Source organism: Arthrobacter sp. ISL-85 (genome assembly GCF_018613675.1).
Lineage (GTDB): Bacteria > Actinomycetota > Actinomycetes > Actinomycetales > Micrococcaceae > Arthrobacter.
Genome location: NZ_JAGGPQ010000007.1, coordinates 1 through 20,009, shown reverse-complemented (window position 1 = coordinate 20,009; position 20,009 = coordinate 1). Strand labels below are relative to the sequence as shown.

Annotated in this window: 15 protein-coding genes, 1 tRNA gene and 1 rRNA gene; 9 read left to right on the top strand and 8 right to left on the bottom strand. The window is 65.1% G+C overall.

Going from position 1 to position 20,009, the window contains the following annotated elements; translation table 11 throughout:
• The first annotated feature begins 106 nt into the window (after positions 1-106).
• The 3 genes from chvE to mmsB all read left to right on the top strand — a co-directional run bounded on the left by chvE (position 107) and on the right by mmsB (position 4,163).
• Complete coding sequence (gene chvE, locus J7I84_RS05800; RefSeq protein ID WP_396020038.1) at positions 107-1,237, top strand: multiple monosaccharide ABC transporter substrate-binding protein; 1,131 nt, start codon at positions 107-109, stop codon at positions 1,235-1,237.
• 111 nt (positions 1,238-1,348) lie between these two features.
• On the top strand, positions 1,349-2,878 hold the full coding sequence (mmsA, locus tag J7I84_RS05795) for a multiple monosaccharide ABC transporter ATP-binding protein (RefSeq protein WP_214941891.1): 1,530 nt from the start codon (positions 1,349-1,351) through the stop codon (positions 2,876-2,878).
• 4 nt (positions 2,879-2,882) lie between these two features.
• A complete protein-coding gene (mmsB, locus tag J7I84_RS05790) occupies positions 2,883-4,163 on the top strand; it encodes a multiple monosaccharide ABC transporter permease (RefSeq protein WP_214941888.1) in 1,281 nt (426 codons plus the stop codon).
• Positions 4,164-4,271: 108 nt separating this feature from the next.
• Here mmsB and J7I84_RS05785 read toward each other — a convergent pair whose 3' ends face one another.
• From J7I84_RS05785 to J7I84_RS05765, 5 genes are all read right to left on the bottom strand, one after another.
• The gene (locus J7I84_RS05785) at positions 4,272-5,522 is read right to left on the bottom strand and encodes an MFS transporter (RefSeq protein WP_214941885.1); all 1,251 of its coding nucleotides are present in this window, start codon (positions 5,520-5,522) and stop codon (positions 4,272-4,274) included.
• A gap of 36 nt (positions 5,523-5,558) precedes the next feature.
• Positions 5,559-7,730 (bottom strand): elongation factor G-like protein EF-G2, encoded by a 2,172-nt coding sequence (locus J7I84_RS05780; protein WP_214941882.1) that lies wholly within the window; start codon positions 7,728-7,730, stop codon positions 5,559-5,561.
• 84 nt (positions 7,731-7,814) lie between these two features.
• The gene (locus J7I84_RS05775) at positions 7,815-8,240 is read right to left on the bottom strand and encodes a ChaB family protein (RefSeq protein WP_214941879.1); all 426 of its coding nucleotides are present in this window, start codon (positions 8,238-8,240) and stop codon (positions 7,815-7,817) included.
• A gap of 68 nt (positions 8,241-8,308) precedes the next feature.
• Positions 8,309-8,385 (bottom strand) — tRNA-Thr (locus J7I84_RS05770).
• Positions 8,386-8,534: 149 nt separating this feature from the next.
• Positions 8,535-9,422 carry a thioredoxin domain-containing protein gene (locus tag J7I84_RS05765; RefSeq protein ID WP_214941876.1) on the bottom strand — a complete coding sequence of 296 codons (888 nt, stop codon included), beginning with the start codon at positions 9,420-9,422 and terminating at the stop codon, positions 8,535-8,537.
• 178 nt (positions 9,423-9,600) lie between these two features.
• Between J7I84_RS05765 and J7I84_RS05760 the strand changes: the two genes are divergently transcribed.
• The 4 genes from J7I84_RS05760 to J7I84_RS05745 all read left to right on the top strand — a co-directional run bounded on the left by J7I84_RS05760 (position 9,601) and on the right by J7I84_RS05745 (position 14,783).
• Positions 9,601-11,103, top strand: coding sequence for a trehalose-6-phosphate synthase (locus J7I84_RS05760; RefSeq protein ID WP_214941874.1), 1,503 nt, complete (start codon positions 9,601-9,603; stop codon positions 11,101-11,103).
• Positions 11,093-11,929: a trehalose-phosphatase gene (gene otsB, locus J7I84_RS05755; protein ID WP_214941871.1), complete on the top strand. Its 837-nt coding sequence runs from the start codon at positions 11,093-11,095 to the stop codon at positions 11,927-11,929. The genes J7I84_RS05760 and otsB overlap by 11 nt, the downstream gene beginning before the upstream one ends.
• A 217-nt stretch (positions 11,930-12,146) precedes the next feature.
• Positions 12,147-13,229, top strand: coding sequence for an ABC transporter ATP-binding protein (locus tag J7I84_RS05750; RefSeq protein ID WP_018762103.1), 1,083 nt, complete (start codon positions 12,147-12,149; stop codon positions 13,227-13,229).
• A 135-nt stretch (positions 13,230-13,364) separates the two neighbouring features.
• A complete protein-coding gene (locus J7I84_RS05745) occupies positions 13,365-14,783 on the top strand; it encodes a DUF4032 domain-containing protein (protein WP_214941868.1) in 1,419 nt (472 codons plus the stop codon).
• Between the two features lie 3 nt (positions 14,784-14,786).
• Here the strand turns inward: J7I84_RS05745 and J7I84_RS05740 are convergent, their stop codons facing one another.
• The gene (locus tag J7I84_RS05740; protein ID WP_214941865.1) at positions 14,787-16,157 is read right to left on the bottom strand and encodes an FAD-binding oxidoreductase; all 1,371 of its coding nucleotides are present in this window, start codon (positions 16,155-16,157) and stop codon (positions 14,787-14,789) included.
• Positions 16,158-16,347: 190 nt separating this feature from the next.
• Here J7I84_RS05740 and J7I84_RS05735 point away from each other — a divergent pair, with 190 nt between their 5' ends.
• Entirely contained in the window at positions 16,348-18,084 is a 1,737-nt protein-coding gene (locus tag J7I84_RS05735; protein WP_251046186.1) for a glycoside hydrolase family 13 protein, read from the top strand.
• A 2-nt stretch (positions 18,085-18,086) separates the two neighbouring features.
• Complete coding sequence (locus J7I84_RS05730; protein WP_214941859.1) at positions 18,087-19,142, top strand: LacI family DNA-binding transcriptional regulator; 1,056 nt, start codon at positions 18,087-18,089, stop codon at positions 19,140-19,142.
• Here the strand turns inward: J7I84_RS05730 and J7I84_RS05725 are convergent.
• Both J7I84_RS05725 and rrf read right to left on the bottom strand, forming a co-directional pair.
• On the bottom strand, positions 19,139-19,666 hold the full coding sequence (locus tag J7I84_RS05725) for a hypothetical protein (protein ID WP_214941856.1): 528 nt from the start codon (positions 19,664-19,666) through the stop codon (positions 19,139-19,141). The genes J7I84_RS05730 and J7I84_RS05725 overlap by 4 nt on opposite strands.
• 107 nt (positions 19,667-19,773) lie before the next feature.
• A 5S ribosomal RNA gene (gene rrf, locus J7I84_RS05720) occupies positions 19,774-19,890 on the bottom strand.
• Between the last annotated feature and the right edge of the window lie 119 nt (positions 19,891-20,009).

Genomic DNA, 20,009 nt, shown 5'->3' with positions numbered 1-20,009 from the left:
TCAGTCTATATTGAACCGACACATCAACAATGTGGCCAGGACCAGGGAGCATCAGTACTGCCCGGTCCAACAACACTTCGCGGCAATGCTGCCGCGGAAGGAGAAAATGGTGAGAATCAAAAAACTGATGGGCGCGGTGGCCCTTGTCCTCGCCCTGACGGTCGGTGCCACCGGTTGCGGCTCCCGGGGCGGGGCCGCAACTGAATCCGGCAGCGCGGCCAAGCCCGCCGATTCACTCGTGGGCATCTCGATGCCCACGCAGACGTCCGAACGGTGGATCGCCGATGGCGCCAACGTGGAAAAATCCCTGAAGGACCTCGGCTACAAGACGGACCTCCAGTTCGCCAACGACGACATCCCCACGCAGGTGTCGCAGATCGAAAACATGCTGACCAAGGGCGCCAAGGCCCTGATCATCGCCGCCATTGACGGCACCACCCTGACCGACGTCCTGGCCAAGGCCAAGGAGCAGAACGTCAAGGTCATTGCATACGACCGCCTCATCAACGGCACGCCCAACGTCGACTACTACACCACGTTCGACAACTACACGGTCGGGGTCCAGCAGGCCACATCGCTGCTGACAGGCCTCGGCCTCGTCGACGCCAGCGGCAAGAAAGTGGACGGCAAGGGCCCCTTCAACATCGAGCTTTTCGCCGGAAGCCCCGACGACAACAACGCGAACTTCTTCTGGACCGGCGCCATGGACACCCTCAAGCCATACCTGGATGCCGGCACCCTGAAGGTCCCCAGCGGCCAGACCAAGTTTGAGCAGGCCGCGATCCTTCGCTGGCAGGCACCGGTGGCCCAGAAGCGCATGGAGGACATCATCACCTCCGCCTACAGCTCCGGCACCAAGCTCAACGGTGTCCTGTCCCCGTACGACGGCCTGTCCATCGGCATCATCTCGGCCCTCACCAGCACCGGCGGCTACGCAAAGGGAAGCCTGCCGGTAGTCACCGGCCAGGACGCCGAAAAGGGTTCGGTCAAGTCCATCGTCGCCGGCGAGCAGTACTCCACCATCTTCAAGGACACCCGCCAGCTCGGCGCGCAGGCCGTCAAGATGGTTGACGCTGTCCTCAAGGGCCAGGAACCGGAAACCAACGACACCAAGACCTACAACAACAAGGTCAAGGTTGTCCCGGCCTTCCTGCTGAAATCCGTGATCATCACCAAGGACAACTACAAGAAGGAACTGATCGACTCGGGTTACTACTCCGACGCCGACGTCAAGTAGTCAGCGTCCGGGGGCTGCGGCCCCGGGACTTCCATCCCGGGCCACAGCCCCTCCCGCCGCCTCCTGCAGCAGCAGGAAGGCCCAGCTTCGACCAGTCAGTGGGAATTGACGATGAACACACCCATTCTCCAAATGCGAGGAATCACCAAGACGTTCCCCGGCGTAAAAGCGCTTCAGGACGTCACGCTGGATGTGAACCGTGGAGAAGTCCACGCCATCTGCGGTGAAAACGGAGCCGGCAAATCAACGCTCATGAAAGTGTTGTCCGGCGTCTATCCACACAACACCTTCGACGGGGAGATCCTCTTCGAAAATGAGCCCTGCAACTTCTCCAGCATCTCGGACAGCGAGAAGCGCGGAATTGTCATCATCCACCAGGAACTGGCGTTGAGCCCGTACCTCTCCATCGCCGAGAACATCTACCTCGGCAACGAACAGGCCACCAATGGATGGGTGGACTGGCGCAAAACCAACCTTGAGGCTGCAAAACTCCTGGCCCGCGTCGGGCTCGACGAAAACCCGGTCACCCCCGTGCAGCACATCAGCGTGGGCAAGCAGCAGCTGGTGGAAATCGCCAAGGCCCTCTCCAAGGAAGTGAAACTGCTGATCCTGGACGAACCCACGGCCGCCCTCAATGACGAGGACTCCGGCCACCTGCTGGACCTGATCCTCCATTTGAAGGGCCAGGGGGTCACCAGCATCATCATCAGCCACAAACTCAACGAAATCCGCAAAGTGGCGGATGCCGTCACCATCATCCGTGACGGCAAAACCATCGAGACCCTGCGGCTCGACGAAGGCCAGATCACGCAGGAACGGATCATCCGCGGCATGGTGGGCCGCGACCTGGAGAGCCTGTACCCGGACCGCGAGCCGAACATCGGCGAGGAAGTCCTGCGGATCGAGGACTGGTCCGTGCGCCACCCCCAGGACCACAGCCGGATGGTGGTCAACAACGCCACCCTGCACGTCAGGAAGGGTGAAGTCGTTGGGCTGGCAGGACTGATGGGCGCCGGGCGCACCGAACTCGCCATGAGTGTCTTCGGCCGCACCTACGGCACCGCCACCTCCGGCAAGGTCTACAAATACGGCAAGGAGATCAACACCGGCACGGTGTCCGATGCCATCAGGCACGGCATTGCCTACGCAACCGAGGACCGAAAGCACTACGGCCTGAACCTCATCGAGGACATCAAGCGGAACATCTCCCTGGCAGCACTGCGCAAGCTCGCCAAACGCGGCTTTGTGGACAAGAACCAGGAAACCGTGGTGGCCAACGGCTACCGCAAGAGCATGAACATCAAAGCGCCTTCCGTGGCCGCCATCACCGGCAAGCTCTCCGGTGGAAACCAGCAAAAGGTGGTGCTGAGCAAATGGATGTTCTCGGACCCGGACGTGCTCATCCTTGATGAACCCACACGCGGAATCGATGTTGGCGCCAAATACGAGATCTACACGATCATCGCCAAACTGGCGGCCGAAGGAAAAGCAGTGATTGTGATTTCCTCCGAACTGCCGGAACTCCTGGGCATCTGCGACCGCATCTACACCCTCGCCGCCGGGCACATTACAGGTGAAGTACCCATCGCCGAGGCCACCCAGGAAACTTTGATGCACTACATGACCAAAGAGAAGGAATAGCGACATGTCCGCCCTCAGAGAATCGCTTGGATTCCTCACAAGCCGCCTGCGCCAGGTGGGCATCTTCGTTGCCCTGATCCTGATCGTCCTGCTGTTCCAGGGACTGACCGGCGGGATCCTGCTGGAGCCGCAGAACGTCACCAACCTGGTGGTCCAGAACAGCTACATCCTTATCCTGGCGATCGGCATGGTGATGGTGATCATCGCCGGGCACATCGACCTTTCCGTCGGGTCGGTGGCCGGGTTCATCGGCGCCGTGGCCGGCGTCATGATCGTGCACTGGGGCTGGCCGTGGTGGGCTGCCATCCCCGCCTGCCTGCTGGTCGGCGCCCTGGTCGGAGCCTGGCAGGGCTACTGGATCGCCTACGTGGGGATCCCGGCCTTCATCGTCACACTGGCGGGCATGCTGATTTTCCGCGGGCTGACGCTCATCACCCTCAAGAACCAGCAGATCACCCCCTTCCCTGCGGAACTGCGGGCCCTGGGCGGCGGCTTCCTTCCCGACCTCACCGGCGGCACCTCCGTCCTGGAGTGGCTCACCGTCATCCTCGGTGTCGGGGCAACAGCAGCCCTGCTGATCCAGGCATTCAAGGAGCGCAGGATCCGCCGGAAGTTCGATCTCGAAAGCGAGCCGCTGGTCTGGTTCATCATCAAGACCGCTTTCACGTCGCTGCTCATGCTCATCATCACGTTCCTGCTGGCGTCCTACCGGGGTACCCCCATTGTCCTGGTGGTCCTGGCCGCCTTGGTGATCGCGTACACCGCCCTCATGAACAACAGCGTCTTCGGGCGCCACACGTACGCCATTGGCGGCAACCTCCACGCAGCCGAGCTGTCAGGCATCAAGACCAAGGCGGTCACGTTCCGGCTCTTCGTGAACATGGGTGTCCTCTCCGCCTTGGCGGGCCTCGTCTTCACCGCCCGGCTCAACTCCGCGCAACCCGCCGGCGGAACCGGCTTCGAGCTGGATTCCATCGCCGCGGCTTTCATTGGCGGCGCCGCGGTCACCGGCGGCATCGGGACCGTGGCGGGAGCCATGATCGGTGGCCTCATCATGGGCGTGCTCAACAACGGCATGTCCATCCTGGGCCTGGGCACTGACTACCAGCAGCTCATCAAGGGCTTGGTGCTCCTTGTCGCCGTCGGCTTCGACATCTTCAACAAGAACCGCAGCGGAGGCGGCGGCGACCTTGGAAAGCGCTTCAAGCTCAAGACCAGCCCCCCGCCGGCACAGGAGAAGCCCGCTCCGGCGGCCAGCGAAACCGTGGATGCAGGCATCAAGTAACCCCCGCAGCCACATGTGCACCTGAGGGCCTCGCCCGGCCTGGATTTCGGTCCAGGCCGGGCGGGGCCCTCACTGCGTCCGGCTCCTGCAGCATTTCCAGGCAACTGCTCAGCTCGCAGCCAGGCCGGTGGCAACGTCTGCCGGCGAGCGCCGCCGCCGGCTCAACAGGATGAAGGGTGCCGCCAGCAGCTGTACGGCGCCGCCCAGGGCCAGCGATGCCGGGTAGCCGTAGAGGTCCGCGGTCCTGCCGAGCAGCGGTTGCACCACCACTCCCCCACTGGACCCCATCAGCGAGGCGAAGCTTAGGACGGTGGCCCGCTGCTTCGAGGCAATCATGTCGTTAAGGTACGCCTGGCGCACCGGGGTGCCGGCGGAGGCAACCACTGCCCAAAGCGCCAGGAGCACCAGGGCGAGCCAAAAGATGTGGGTGGCCAGGAGCGCCACCAGGACCACCGAGCTGGCCACAGTGGAGGCGACCAGCACCGTGGTGCGCCGGCGGACCAGCCGGCGCACCAGCGGAGCCAGCCAGCCGCCCACGATGTCCGCGCCGGCAACGATGGCCGCTGCCAGGCCTGCGATGGCGTAGGCCTTGGGATCACCGAAGAGCTGCAGCAGGTAGGGCTGGAGGGCGTAAAAAACGTAGAATCCCACGCCCTCGGTGAACGGGGCAGCCAGCATCATGAACCGCACGGGCGGGTTCCTCAGCCCGCCGTCCACCGACGCCTGCAGGACTGCCCGCGTGGCCTGCAGTGGGTGGGCCGAACGCTCCGGGGTGAAGCCGACGTCGCGCATGAGCAGGAAGGCCACAGCGAACATTGCCACCAGCACCGCGACGCGCAGCAGGAAAGGCACGCCCAGGTTCGTGGCCTGGGCGATGACACCGCCCGCTACCGATCCGGCCAGCATGGCGATGCCGGAAACCATTTGGCCCCGGCCCAGGACGGCTTCCAGGCCGCCGTCGTAGCCGGAGAAGTGCAGTGCGTCCACCAGCCAGGCTTCCACTGCCCCCGAGAAGAAGGTGAAGCCAAGGCCCAGCAGCGCAGACACCGCTGCCCACCACCAGAACGGTGCCGACACCTGCCACAGCAGGTAGTAGAGGTACGTGGATGCGGCCAGGGTCACGGTGCCAAGCAGGAAGGACGTGCGGCGTCCCCAGCTGTCCGCCACCACCCCGGTGGGCACTTCGAAGAGGACCATCCCGGCCGTGAAGAACGCGTTCGCGGCGAAGGCCTCCAGGTTGGTGAGCCCGGCATCGAGCAGGAAGAGTGTGTTGATTCCCCAGATGAACGACGCCGCAAGGGTGTTTCCCAACGTCAGCGTCAGGTAAATATTTTGGATCTTTCGTGCTGCGGCGTTCACAATGGTGCGCCCTTTATGTCGGTTTCCTGGCAGGAATCAGGACGGGCTGAAATTCGGGGGAACCGGCTCATGGCGCAGGTACTGCCGCCGGAACCGGCCGGTGCCTGCCGTCAAGGCCCGGAGTTCCACTGCATACCGCAGGAGTTCCTGGTCAGGAACCTCCGCGCTGATCTCCGTCAGACCTTCGCCGGAGGAAGTAGTGCCGGTGAGGCGTCCACGCCGGCCGGACAAATCGCTCATCACGGTGCCCACATGTTCGTCGGCAACGGTGATGGACACCGAGGACACCGGTTCCAGGAGCTGGATCTTTCCCGCGGCCGCCGCTTCGCGCAGCGCCAGGGACCCCGCCGCCTGGAAGGCCGCATCGGAGGAATCCACGCTGTGGGCCTTGCCGCCCACCAGGGTCACGCGAAGGTCCACCACGGGAAAACCCGCTGACACCCCCCTCTCCATTTGTGCCCGGACTCCTTTTTCGATGGACGGGATGAACGTTCCCGGAATAACGCCGCCCACCGTCTTGTCCACGAATTCGAACCCGCCGCCGCGCGCCAGCGGTTCGACGTCGATATCGCAGACGGCGTACTGGCCGTGGCCGCCGGACTGTTTGACGTGGCGCCCGTGGCCGGCAGCGGGGCCAACGAAGGTTTCCCGGAGCGGTGTCACCACATCCACGGTATGCAGCTTCACGCCCTGTTCGCGGAGCCGGTCCAGGACCACGTCGGCGTGCGCTTCGCCCATGCACCACAGCACCAGCTGGTGCGTCTCAGCGTTCCGCTCCACCCGCAGGGTGGGATCTCCCGCCGCTGTCCGGCCCAGGCTGCGGGCCAGCGCGTCCTCGTCGCTGCGGGAATCCGCTGCCACCGCAACCGGCAGCAGCGGTTCGGGCATCTCCCACGTGGCCAGCAGCAGCGGGCTTTCCCGGGCGGAAATGGTGTCCCCGGTTTCGGCGCTGCCGATCTTCGCCAGGGTACAAATGTCCCCGGCCACACAGTAGGGAACCGGGCGCAGGCTGGCGCCGAGCGGTGAGTAGATATGGGTGACCCGTTCATCCGTGTCATGGTCCTGGTGCCCGCGGTCAGCCAGGCCGTGGCCGCCCACGTGGACCGGAGAGTCCTCGCGCAGTGTCCCTGAAAAGACCCGCACCAGGCAGATGCGGCCCAGGAAGGGATCGTTGGAGGTGCGCACCACCTCGGCGGCGAGCGGGCCGGTGGGATCGCAGGCAAGGCTTGCGGCCGGTTCCCCGTCGAGGCCGGTCAGGTCCGGCAGGCTGCGCTCCGGCGGTGCCGGGAAGGCGCGCACCAGCACGTCGAGCAGCTCCGCGGTGCCAAGCCCGGTGACGGCGGACGTGGGCAGGACGGGAAAGAACGAGCCCTGGGCGACGGCGGTTTCCAGGTCCGCCGTGAGCACCGCGGTGTCGATGTCTTCTCCTTCCAGGTAGCGGTCCATCAGCGTCTCGTCTTCGCTTTCGGCAATGATGCCCTCGATGAGGGCACCCCTGGCGCCCGCGGCGGCAGCAAGGTCCTCCGGGGCTGCCGGCCGGACTTCGGGTGACGCGTCTCCGGAGGAGTAATCCGTCACCTCCCGGGACAGCAGGCCCAGCAGGCCGGTGGCCGCGCCTTCTGTCCACACCGGGACGCACAACGGCAGGACGCCGTCGCCGAATGCTTTCTGGCAGGCGGCCAGGGCGGCGTCGTAATTTGCCCGCGGATGGTCCATCCGCGTGATCACGACGGCGCGCGGCAGCAACATCTGCGCGCACTCGGCCCACAGCGCGGTGGTGGTCGCGTCGATGCCATCGACGGCGGAGACCACAAAAAGGGCGGCATCCGAGGCCCTCAGCCCCGCCCGCAGCTCCCCAATGAAGTCCGGGTAGCCGGGGGTGTCCAGGAGGTTCACTTTCATGTCGTCAACCATCAGCGGCACCAGGGACAGCGTGACCGAGCGTTGCTGGTGCACCGCTGCCGGATCCGAGTCGCTGACCGTCGACCCGTCCGCGATGGAGCCTTTGCGGGTAATCATGCCGTTGGCTGCGAGCAGCGCCTCGATCAGCATGGTCTTCCCAGCGCCGGAGTGCCCCACCAGGGCCACATTCCGAATCAGGGCCGGGTCCAGCGCTGCGATGCCGGCGGCATGCTCGGCCCGCTTGGCGTCAGGCCCGTTCCTGCCGCCTGCCGCCCGCGCCGACTCCCTGGTGCTCTTCACCGACATTGGAACCTCCTGGCATCATTGCCGACCGGACCGAACGTGTCCTCTGATTCGACACCTTGGACGGCAGGACGGCAAGAGCCGAGGCTATTTGCGGCGGGCTTTGCGGGTGGCGGCGTCGTTGGCCTTTTGGAGAGCGTCCACCAGCTGGTCCTTATCCATCTTCGAACGGCCCTTGACGTCCAGTTCCTTAGCCAGCTTGTAAAGGTGCTCCTTGGAGGCGTTGGCATCGACTCCGCCGGCGGTGGGTTTGGATGAACGGATGCCCTGTTCCGCGCGCTTGTCCGATGGGCCGCGCTTTTCCTTGGGCTCCCAGTGATCGCCCACCTTCTCATAGCTGTGCTTCAGGGAGGCGTAGGCTGCGCGGGCAGCGCGTTGTTCGTCGTCGTCGTAGGACTCAATTGCCGAGTCGTAGGTCTTCGCGAACGTGTCCTGGGCCTTCTGATCAGAACGCTGCAGGGTCGAGGGAAGCTCGTCCTTGCGGGCATGGTCGTTCTTGCCGGTCTTGGGCATGGCACCCATCCTCCTTTAGTCAGCAGGCTGATTATTCGGATGGATCCAGCTTAGACCCGGAGGTTGCGTGGAGCCCCCTGTCGGATTCGAACCGACGACCCCCGCTTTACAAGAGCGGTGCTCTGGCCAACTGAGCTAAGGAGGCGTGCCCCTGGGGGCGTGCGCCCGGAAGGCGCTAGATAAGGGTAGCCCAACTCCTGCCGGGCGTAAAAACGCGCCGGCACCGGTGGCAGACGCGGCAAGGGCCCGCCCCGGAGAGGATCCGGAGCGGGCCCTTGCCTGGGATTGTGGCCTTTAACCCTTGGCCGCGATGGCTGCCTGCAGGAAGTCAGGGAACGGCGTCTGCGCACTGTCCCCCTTGCCCCACTGCTTGCCGTCCACGAACACGGTGGGGGTACCGGTCACGCCGATGGCCGCTGCTTCCTTCGTCGTGTACTTCACGTACGGGCGGTAGGTCTTGTCATCCACGCAGGAACCAATGTTGACGCCCATGTCGGACGCCATCTTCTTCAGGTCATTGTCGGAGAGGCCGGCACTGCCTTCCGCGGGCTGCTGGGCGTACAGGGCGTTGAAGTAGTCGGCGTACTTTTCCGGTGCCGTGTTGGCCACGCAGGCTGCCGCGTTCGCTGCGCGGGACGAGTAGTTGGTGCTTGACCGGCTGTCCAGGAAGCCCAGGGGACGATACTCCACAGTGATCTTGCCGTCGTTGCGCAGCGAGGTGAGCTGGTCGTTGTACTGGCTCTCGAAGTTCTTGCAGACAGGGCAAATGAAGTCGACGTAGAGGACCACCTTCACCGGCTTGCCGGCCTCCGCCTCGGCGCCCGGGGCCACTACCTCGGCGGGCGGAGTCTTCGGGGCGTCTCCCACGGAGGCCGCGTCAACCGTTGCGGGTTCCGTCTTGGCAATGCCCGTATTGGCCAGCAGGGTAACTCCGCCATGCACGTTGGCGTTGGCGGGGACGGGCCCCTGGTCCGCAACCGGCCCGTTCTGCTTGAGGCTGTTGGTGACCACCAGCGCCACCACCACCAGGATGGCCACGACTGCCGCCACGATGCCCCAGCCGATCAGCAGCTTGTTGCGCTTGTCCTTCTTTACCTGCGCTTCCCGGATCAGGCGCGCTTTTTCCCGCGCCTCCGCGGTTCGCTCAGCCTTGGACTTACGTACTTCGTTTGCGGGGCTCATGAGTTCCTTGGGTCGGTCGACGAAGGGGGACCACTTGGTGGCACCCCAACATTTTAGGGGACAAAGCTGAGAGCTTGCGGGTTCAACTATTCCTCCGGGTTGACCAACGGACGAATAGCCCCGATGATTCCGTCCGGCTAGGGTGGCTTAGAGGCACAAGCAACCCCAGGGGGCCGCAATGCAAACACCCGTCCAGGAAAAACCAGCCGGAACAGCTACGGCCGCCGGCTCAGGTTCCGGCCACGCCGGCCATCCCAAGTACGACTTCATGGTGGTCTCCAACAGGCTGCCCGTGGACCGCGTGGCGCCAGGGGACGACAGCGACGACGGATCTGGCTGGCGCCGGTCGCCCGGGGGCCTGGTGACCGCCCTCGCACCGATGATGACCAAGACCGACGGAGCCTGGGTCGGCTGGCACGGGGCCCCGGACGAGACCGTCAAGCCGTTCAGCCACGGCGGCATGGATCTTGTTCCGGTCCAGCTCAGCACCGATGACGTGGAGCTGTATTACGAGGGCTTCTCCAACGCCACCCTCTGGCCGCTGTACCACGACGTCATCGCGCCGCCGGAATTCCACCGGACCTGGTGGGACGCGTACCGCAGGGTCAACCGCAGGTTCGCCGACGCCGTGGTGCGCCACGCGGACCAGGGCGCCACTGTGTGGGTCCAGGACTACCAGCTGCAGCTGGTGCCCCGGATGCTCCGCGAAGCACGGCCGGACCTCCGGATCGGGTTCTTCAACCACATTCCGTTCCCGCCGCCTGAAATCTTCGCCCAGCTCCCCTGGCGCCAGGCCATCATCGACGGCCTGCTGGGCGCGGACCTGGTGGGCTTCCAGCGGCCCAGCGACGCGGGGAACTTCATGCGGTCTGCCCGCCGCTTCCTGGGCGCCAGCGTCAAGCAGCAGCAGGTGCACGTCAAGGACCACACCGGCCAGCTGACCCACATCGCCCGGGCGCAGGCCTTCCCCATCTCCATCGACGTCAAGCAGATCAGCGAGCTCGCTGCCAGGCCGGACATCATCGAACGCGCCCGGCAGATCCGGCAGGACCTGGGCAACCCCAAGACCATCCTGCTCGGGGTGGACCGCCTGGATTACACCAAGGGCATCCGCCACCGGCTGAAGGCCTTCGAGGAGCTCCTGTCGGACGGCCGCCTCACGGTGGGCGATGCAACCCTGATCCAGGTGGCCTCCCCCAGCCGCGAGCGCGTGGAACAGTACCGGCTCCTGCGCGAGGAGGTGGAAGGCACCGTCGGACACATCAACGGCACCTACGACACCCTCGAAAACACGGCCGTCCGCTACCTGCACCACAGCTACCCGGTGGAGGAGATGGTGGCGTTGTACCTGGCGGCTGACGTCATGCTGGTCACCGCCCTGCGCGACGGAATGAATCTCGTAGCCAAGGAATATGTCACCGCCCGCAACAACAACGACGGCGCCCTGGTGCTGAGTGAATTCGCCGGCGCAGCGGACCAGCTCAAGCAGGCCCTGCTGATCAACCCGCACGATATTGCAGGCCTCAAGAACACCATCATGGCCGCCGTCGAACTCAGTCCCCGCGAAGCCTCCCGGCGCATGCGGTCCATGCGCCGCCAGATCCTGGACCACGACGTTGACCACTGGTCCGCCGATTTCCTGAACGCGCTGAACGAAAAGGTGGTCCGTGATGACTCCTGACGGCCGCGGCACCAGGGCGCCGCTGGCGCTCTCGCCCGAGCTCCGCGAAGCCCTCCGCCGGATCGCCGGGACAGAGCACCTGCTCGTGGCCATGGACTTTGATGGCACCATGGCGCCCATTGTGGGGCGGGCACAGGATGCACGGCCGCTTCCGCGCTCGGCCGCGGCGTTCGCGGGCCTCGCTGTCCTGCCACGTACGACGACGGCCCTCATCTCAGGGCGCGCCCTTGCCAGTTTGCGTGAGGTTGCCTCCCCGCCGGTTGACACCCTGCTGATCGGCAGCCACGGCGCGGAGGCCTGGCTGGGGCCAGGCTCGACCGAACTGGCCCTCGATGAGGACCAGAAGGCCCTCCTTGAAGAGGTGCGGGCCGAATTGGCGGACATCGTTGCCCAGGCTCCCGGCACCTCCCTGGAGTACAAGCCGGCCGGCGTCGTCCTGCATACCCGGCTGGCCGCGGACGACGTGGCGGAAGACGCGGTGTTGGCGGCCCGGTCAGTGCTCCAGGACCGCAAGGGCGTCTTCCTCAAAGAGGGCAAGCGCGTCCTGGAGACCTCGGTGGTCAATGCCTCCAAGGGCGAAGGTGTCACCTTCCTTCGGCAGGCCACCGGGGCCACGGCCGTGCTGTTCGTGGGCGACGACGTGACGGACGAGGACGCTTTCGGCCGGCTCGAACCAGGCGATGTAGGGGTCAAGGTGGGCCTGGATTTCACCCAGGCGCAGTACCGGGTGGAGGCCCCTGTCCACGTTGCGGAACTGCTTGAGGCCCTGCTCCAGGAGCGGAGCATCGCCGTTGCCGAAGAGGATCCGCAAGCAGCGTCCGGTTAGAGGCCTCCAGGCACACCTGTGACGTTCGTAACATTTACGCGAAAAAGCGAAACCTCTGGCATACTCTGTGGTGTGATGTGGCGCACAACCAGCGTGCGGCGTCACTTTATGCCCCGGGTCTAGGCGCGGAGCACTTTGCAGGAACAAAACTGAAAAAACATGAACCATTCACAACGGATCGTCCGGCACGTACCTGCCGGTGAAGGGATTGATAACTGTGGCTACAGTTACTTTTGATAACGCTACGCGTCTGTACCCGGGCACAGATAAGCCCGCCGTCGATAAGCTCAACATCGACATCGCCGATGGCGAATTCCTGGTCCTCGTGGGACCCTCCGGTTGCGGTAAGTCCACCTCGCTGCGCATGCTCGCAGGCCTCGAGGACGTCAACGCCGGCCGGATCCTGATCGGTGATCGTGACGTCACCGATGTTCCGCCGAAGGACCGCGACATCGCGATGGTTTTCCAGAACTACGCGCTGTACCCGCACATGACTGTGGCCGACAACATGGGCTTCGCCTTGAAGATCGCCGGTGTTTCCAAGGAAGAGCGCGCCGAGCGTGTCCGGGAAGCCGCAAAGCTCCTCGACCTTGAGCAGTACCTGGACCGCAAGCCGAAGGCACTCTCCGGCGGTCAGCGCCAGCGTGTTGCCATGGGCCGCGCCATCGTGCGTAACCCGCAGGTCTTCCTCATGGATGAGCCGCTGTCCAACCTGGACGCCAAGCTCCGCGTCCAGACCCGCACCCAGATCGCATCCCTCACCCGCCGCCTTGGCGTCACCACCGTTTATGTGACGCACGACCAGGTTGAGGCCATGACCATGGGTGACCGCGTCGCCGTGCTGAAGGACGGCCTGCTGCAGCAGGTTGACACCCCGCGCAACCTTTACGACCGCCCCAAGAACGTCTTCGTGGCCGGCTTCATCGGCTCCCCCGCCATGAACCTGCTGGAACTTCCCGTGGTCGACGGCGGTGTCCAGTTCGGCGGTACCGTCTACCCAGTGCCGCGCGACGTCCTCGAAGAGGCGCACGGCTCCACGGTCACCCTGGGCTCCCGCCCCGAGGACCTGGAAACTGCTCCGCAGGGTGAAGGCCTGAAGGTTGAGGTCGACGTCGTCGAAGAACTCGGCGCCGACGCCTACGTCTACGGCCACACCACCCTCGATGGCAAGGACCACGACATCGTGGCCCGCGTCGACGGCCGCCGTCCTCCGATGAAGGGCGAGGTCATCTACGTCCGTCCGCAGTCGGGCCACGTGCACCTGTTCGACACCAAGACCGGTCTGCGCCTCGGCGACTAATATCTGCCGGCGTGGGTCCTGCCCACGCAACCGACGGCGGCCCGCACCTTTACGCAATGGTGCGGGCCGCCGTCGGCTTTAAACGATGCGTGCAAAGATTTAGCTGCCCTGCCCCGAGTACGGAAGAATTGACCCATGACCGAGGAATACAGCGCCCAGTGGCACGACGAACCCACCGACTACGCGCAGATCGGTAAATTGCCGAGGTTCGTGGCGGCCAGTGCCGATGACAACAAGGCGGCCTCGGTAGCCTCGTCGCTGAACATCACTGCGGCGGCAGCGGATCCCGAACTGCTGGACCTGCCATGGCATATCGCCCTCGAGGAGTGGCCGGCGCAGTACCTGGCGGCACTCCCCCGCGGCATTTCCCGGCACATCGTGCGCTTTGCCCACTTGGGCGGGTCTGTCATCGCCATCAAGGAAACCTCCGAGCATGTGGCCCGCCACGAGTACCACATGCTCCGCAAGCTGGCCCGCTTCGATGTGCCGTGCGTGGAGCCGGTTGCGGTGATCACCGGGCGGAGCACCCCCGACGGGCGTCCGCTCAACCCGGTGCTGGTGACCCGGCACCTGAAGTTCTCCATGCCCTACCGCGCCCTCTTCTCCCAGATGCTGCGCAAGGACACCCTGACGCGCCTCATCGACGCGCAGGCCCTGCTGCTGGTCAGGCTGCACCTGATTGGCTTCTACTGGGGCGACGTCTCCCTTTCCAACACGCTCTTCCGCCGGGACGCCGGCGCATTTGCCGCCTACTTGGTGGACGCCGAAACGGGCGAGCTCTATCCGGACCTCTCCCTGGGGCAGCGCGAATACGACCTGGAAATTGCCCGGGTCAATATCGCAGGCGAGCTCATGGACCTGCTGGACGGCGGCCTCATCGAGGAGAAGGTGGACCCCGTGGCCACCAGCGAGCTGATCATGGACAGCTACCGGCGGCTGTGGACGGAACTGACCGAAAAGGAATCCTTTGAGCTGGGCGAACGCTGGCGGGTGGGCGCCCGAATCCGGCGACTGAACGAACTGGGCTTCGACGTTGAGGAATACGCCATCAAGACCACCCAGAATGGCTCCACCATCCAGCTGCAGCCCAAGGTGGTGGACGCGGGCCACCACCAGCGGCGGCTGCTGCGGCTTACCGGCCTGGATGCCCAGGAGAACCAGGCCCGCCGCCTCCTCAATGACATGGACTCTTTCCGGGCGGACAACAACCCGGAAATGGACGAGGAATACAGCGCCCATCTCTGGGTCAGCCAGATTTTCGAGCCGATCGTGCGCGCCATCCCGCGGGACCTGTCCGGCAAGCTCGAGCACGCCGAAGTTGTGCACGAGGTCCTGGAACACCGGTGGTACATGTCCGAAAAGCAGGAGCGCCATATCCCGCTGGCCGAAGCCGTGCAGTCCTACATCGACTCGATCCTCCGGCACCGGCGGGATGAGGCCGCGATCATGCTCAACCCGGACACCGGGCTGCTGAAGATCCTCGAGGTGGAAAACGAGGAGTCCCGCTACGGTGCTGACGAATCCGACGACGAGTACCCGGACTCGGACGACTGAGTCCTAGATAGCCTTTCCGGGGTTCAGGATTCCGGCCGGATCGAACAGGTCCTTGATCCTGCGCTGGAGTTCGCGGATGGGCTCCGGCTGCTCCTGTCCCAGCCACCGCAGCTTGTACTGGCCCACGCCGTGCTCCCCCGTGATGGTGCCGCCCATTGCCAGGGCCGCGGAGATGGACTCGTCCAGGGCCACCTGGAGCCGCTCCATGGCGCCGGCTTCCACGTCCGGCCCCTTCCGGTCGATCCAGAATGTTGGGTGGAGGTTGCCGTCGCCGGCATGGGCTACCACCTTGAGATGGACACGCTGCGCGGCGGCCATGGCCTCAAGCGCTGCAACATAGTCGACCAGCCGGGAGCGCGGAACGGCGACGTCTTCGCCCACCCGGTACTCGTCATCCACCTCGGTGCCCCTGCTGTGCCGTCGAAGCTCCACCAGCCGCTCGGCCTCCGCGCTTGCCTCGGTGGTGACGGTTGCCCCGCCTGCGCGCAGGACCTGCCGCACCACATCGGCTTCCGCGGCCGCCCCAAAACCGTCCGTCTGGACGAGCAGCAGCGATTTTCCGCGCGCGGTGAGGTCGGACCCATGGAGGTCGTCGAGCTGGATCAGCGTACCTCCGTCGAGCAGCTCCATGATGGCGGGCTGGACGCGGGCCCTCCCCACGGCCAGGACACCTGCGGCGGCACTCTTGAAGTCCGGGTAGAACGCGGCAACGGTGTGCACCTCCCGGGGCAGGTACTTCAGCCGCACGGTGATTCCGACGACGATTCCCAGCGTGCCTTCGGACCCCACGAAGAGGCCGGTGAGGTCGTAGCCCGCCACGCCTTTGAAGGTCTGGTGGCCTGTGTGGATCAGGGAGCCGTCCGCCAGGACGACGTCCAGTGCCAGGACTGAGTCCCGGGTGACCCCATATTTGGCGCACCGAAGGCCGCCGGCGTTAGTGGCAACGTTGCCGCCAACAGTGGAGCTCCGGAAGCTGGCAGGGTCCGGCGCGTACATGAGGCCATGCTCTGCGGCGGCTTCGTTGAGGACGGCATTGACGACGCCGGGCTCCACCGTGGCGGTTTCATCGTCGGGGTTCAGGGCGAGGATCCGGTCCATGCGCTCCAGGGAAAGGATGATGCAGTTGGTGGTGGCATGGGCTCCCCCGGAGACACCCGTACCGGCTCCCCGGGGCACGATCGCCACCCCGCTGCCCGCACAGGCCTTCACCACCGCCTGCACGTCTGCCACTGATTCCGGGAACACCACTGCCAGCGGAAGCTGGAAGTCGATGACCGGTGCCTGGTCTACAGCGTAACGGCGGAGCGTGACCTCGCCCGCGTCCAGCTGACCTGGCGGCAGGATGGCCTCCAGCTCGTCAACGATGCTTCCCACCAAGCCTCCACCCGTCGTCGGACATACCTTCCCAGTTTAGGTGTGCTGCGGGCGGAGCCCCTGGTTTTCCTACGCTTGTAATCGCTTCCACTTTTCTCCAATCCGGGCATTAATCAACGATGCCTTTGCACGCAAACCACTAATGGAAGCGTTTTCAGTTAAACGGGGTCCCGCCGTTATGCTTGCTAGCATGTCTGTCGAAACTGTGATCCAGGACACCTTCGCCCTCACCGGCCCCATGACGCTCGTCCACCCTGCGGACACAGCCCCGGGCTGGTGGCGCTCGGCCGTGATCTACCAGGTGTATCCCCGGTCATTCCGTGACCTGAACGGCGACGGCATAGGCGACCTGGCAGGGATCACCGAGGAACTGCCGCACCTGGCGGACCTGGGCGTCGACGCCGTCTGGCTGTCACCCTTCTTCCGTTCCCCACAGCGCGATGCCGGATACGACGTCAGCGACTACTGCGATGCGGACCCCATTTTCGGCACGCTCGGCGACTTCGACGTCATGATGGCTGAATCGCACCGCCTGGGTCTCCGGGTAATCGTGGACCTGGTACCCAACCACTGTTCGGACCAGCACCCTGCATTCCAGGCAGCCCTGGCAGCGCCGGCCGGAAGCCCGGAGCGGAACATGTTCATCTTCCGCGACGGTACCGGCCCGGAAGGACAGGAACCGCCGAACAACTGGCAGTCCCACTTCGGCGGGCCTGCATGGACCCGCGTGGAAGGCCGGGACGGCCAGCCGGGCCAGTGGTACCTGCACCTCTTCGATTCCTCGCAGCCGGACTTCAACTGGGACAACCCTGCCGTCCATGCGGAATTCGAGCGCGTGCTGCGTTTCTGGCTGGACCGGGGCGTCTCCGGGTTCCGGGTGGATGTAGCCCACGCGCTGGTCAAGGCACCGGGGCTGCCGGCGTGGGGTGGCCGCGCCGATGGCGGCAGCAGCGAGGGTTACCCCGGCCACGAGGCACCTATGTTCGGGCAGCCCGGTGTCCATGACATCTACCGGAAGTGGCGCTTGATCCTGGACGAATACGGGCCGGACCGGATTCTCTGTGCCGAGGCAAGCGTGGACCTGCACAGGCTGGCGGACTGGCTCAGGCCTGATGAGATGCACCAGGCATTCAACTTCCCATATCTCCATGCGGGCCTGGACGTCTACCGGCTGCGCTCGGTCATCACGGACTCCCTGACAGTCCTTGATGGCGTGGGGGCACCGAGCACGTGGGTACTTTCCAACCACGACGTGGTCCGCCACGCCAGCCGGTTTGGCTACAACGGCCTGGGTCCGCGGGACGGGGATGGCATCGGGTCCGCAGATCCCCAGCCGGACCATGATCTCGGCCGCCGCCGCGCAGCTGCGGCTTCGATGTTCATGCTGGGACTCCCCGGCGCCGCCTACCTCTACCAGGGGGAAGAACTGGGGTTGCCGGACGGCATCGATATCCCGGGCCACCTCCGCCAGGACCCCACGTTCGCCCGTACTGGCGGGCAGCGGCTTGGCCGCGACGGCTGCCGGGTGCCGCTGCCCTGGCGGGCCGCGGACCCGCACCTGGGCTTTGGTTCGGGGGAAGACCCGTGGCTGCCCATCCCTGCCTCGTTCGGGGCGCTGGCGCGGGACCTGCAGGCGGAATCAGCGTCGTCGCACCTGTCCCTGTACCGTGACGCATTGGCCTGCCGGCGGGAACTGGACCTGGGCAGGGGATCCTTGTCCTGGGCCGAGGACTGGTGCACCGGGTCCTCCTTGGGATACGTGAACGGCACTACGCTTGTGCTTATGAACCTGAACCACGAGCCGATGGAGTTACCGGCGGGCCACGTCCTTATCCGCAGCCTGCCCGCAGGCGTTGGCCACCGCGCCCTTGCCTCCGGCGAGACCGCGTGGATACAGCTTGGACCGGACGCCGCAGCAGCACTCTGATAATGGCAGGCATCAAAGAAGTTGCCAGCCGGGCCGGCCTGTCGGTGGCCACCGTCTCGCGGGCGCTCAGTGGTAAGTCCAACGTCTCGTCAAAGAGCCGACGCCTGGCCCAGGAGGCTGCAAGGGAACTCGGCTTCGTCCCGTCCTACCATGCGTCAAGCCTTGCGTCAGGTCGGAACCACAACATGGGGCTGGTGGTTCCCAACGTGCAGCGCTGGTACTTCTCCTCGGTAGTGGAGGGCGTTTCCGAAACCCTGCTCGATGCCGGCTACGACCTCACGCTGTACAACGTGGGCGAGCAACCGGAGCGGCGCAACAGCATCCTGACCGACTTCCTGCTGCGGAAACGCCTGGATGCCGTGATCGCGGTGGCGCTGGTGCTCAGCGAGGCCGAGATCGGCCAACTGCTGGCTGTGCACCGTCCCATCGTGGTCATCGGAGGCGCCCTGCCCGGAGCGTCAACCATCAGGATCGACGACGAGGGCCTTGCCATCATGGCCACCCGCCACTTGATTGGGTTGGGTCATACCCGGATTGCACATATCACCGGCGACGCGGCGCTGAACCGGGATTTCAAGCTTCCGAAGCTTCGGCAGAAGGGCTTTACCGCCGCCATGGCGGCAGCGGGGCTGGCGCTTCGGCCGGAGTGGCACGCCACTGCCGACTTCACCATCCAGGGCGCATACTCAGCCGGCCGCCAGCTGCTGGGAGCGGCCGCCGAACGCCCCACCGCAGTCTTTGCTGCTTCCGATGAGATGGCAGTGGGCATCATGCTTGCCGCAAGGGACTTTGGGCTTCGGGTCCCGCAGGATCTCTCCGTGGTGGGAATTGACGGGCACGAGCTGGCAGAGACCTTCGGGCTGACCACAGTGAGCCAGGATCCGCGGGGCCAGGGAAAGCTGGCCGCGGCCACTGCCTTAGCCCAGTTGGAAGGGGCCGGCAGGAATCCCGACGGCGGTCCCGCAGTTGGTGCAGCACAGGACCAGGAATACCCAACGGAGTTCGTTATTCGGAACAGCACCGCCGTGCCGCCGGACATGGCCGGGCGCCCGGCTTAGGAGAAGCCGCCAGGCGACGCTTCGTCCTCTGATTCGCCAGCACCCATGAATCGGGCAAACCTGTCCAGGATCAGCGGCCAGGCTTCCACATACTCCTGGCGGGTGGCCAGGGGGTCCTCAGCCCCTTCCCACCCGTCATGGAACACCCGGACCTCCGTGCCCGACCCGACGGCGCGGAACGCCACCAGGAGCTCGGTAGACCATAGCGCGGTGCTCCCTGGATGCCAGGTGGCGTGGAAGGACAGCGGCGGCTGCCAGTCGTCGAGTGTCCCCCAGATGCTGGTGCGGCCGTCGTCAGCCGTCTCGAGGATGAGATTCTCCTCAAACTCGACGTAAGAGCCGGCCCCGTAAACACCATGCATTTCCAAGGGCCACCACAGGTGGGTGTGGTCGGTAAAACCTGCAAAAGCCCGGGCCACGGGCCCTGGCACCAGGACGGTATTCACAACCGGCTCCAGGGGGTCCGAAGCCTGCCGGCCGTCGTCTTGGGAAGGGTCCGGGGCGTGGCTGAAGATGCTGCTCATGAGGGTCAATCCTACCCGCGGTCATTTAGCGACCGGGGCGGCCTTGGGTTTGTGTGGTTAAAGTCGTAGGGCCCTGACGTTCGTTGTCAGGGCCCTGCGTAATGATGTTCCGGCGGTGACCTACTCTCCCACACCCTCCCGGGTGCAGTACCATCGGCGCTGTGGGTCTTAGCTTCCGGGTTCGGAATGGGACCGGGCGTTTCCCCCACGCTATGACCGCCGTAACCCTTGCCCCGCACCGGCCAGCCCTGGGGGCTGGGGTGGGGAAACTTGTGGTTACAACATTGTGGTGTTGTGTATTTAGTTGTTGGTTCCGTACCAAGGGCCCCGTGTGTTGGGGGTT

Coding starts and splice junctions, on each gene's coding strand:
- chvE (WP_396020038.1), top strand. CDS start 107: ATGGTGAGAATCAAAAAACTGATGGGCGCGGTGGCCCTTGTCCTCGCC.
- mmsA (WP_214941891.1), top strand. CDS start 1,349: ATGAACACACCCATTCTCCAAATGCGAGGAATCACCAAGACGTTCCCC.
- mmsB (WP_214941888.1), top strand. CDS start 2,883: ATGTCCGCCCTCAGAGAATCGCTTGGATTCCTCACAAGCCGCCTGCGC.
- J7I84_RS05780 (WP_214941882.1), bottom strand. CDS start 7,730: ATGTCGGTGAAGAGCACCAGGGAGTCGGCGCGGGCGGCAGGCGGCAGG.
- J7I84_RS05775 (WP_214941879.1), bottom strand. CDS start 8,240: ATGCCCAAGACCGGCAAGAACGACCATGCCCGCAAGGACGAGCTTCCC.
- J7I84_RS05765 (WP_214941876.1), bottom strand. CDS start 9,422: ATGAGCCCCGCAAACGAAGTACGTAAGTCCAAGGCTGAGCGAACCGCG.
- J7I84_RS05760 (WP_214941874.1), top strand. CDS start 9,601: ATGCAAACACCCGTCCAGGAAAAACCAGCCGGAACAGCTACGGCCGCC.
- otsB (WP_214941871.1), top strand. CDS start 11,093: ATGACTCCTGACGGCCGCGGCACCAGGGCGCCGCTGGCGCTCTCGCCC.
- J7I84_RS05745 (WP_214941868.1), top strand. CDS start 13,365: ATGACCGAGGAATACAGCGCCCAGTGGCACGACGAACCCACCGACTAC.
- J7I84_RS05735 (WP_251046186.1), top strand. CDS start 16,348: ATGTCTGTCGAAACTGTGATCCAGGACACCTTCGCCCTCACCGGCCCC.
- J7I84_RS05730 (WP_214941859.1), top strand. CDS start 18,087: ATGGCAGGCATCAAAGAAGTTGCCAGCCGGGCCGGCCTGTCGGTGGCC.
- J7I84_RS05725 (WP_214941856.1), bottom strand. CDS start 19,666: ATGAGCAGCATCTTCAGCCACGCCCCGGACCCTTCCCAAGACGACGGC.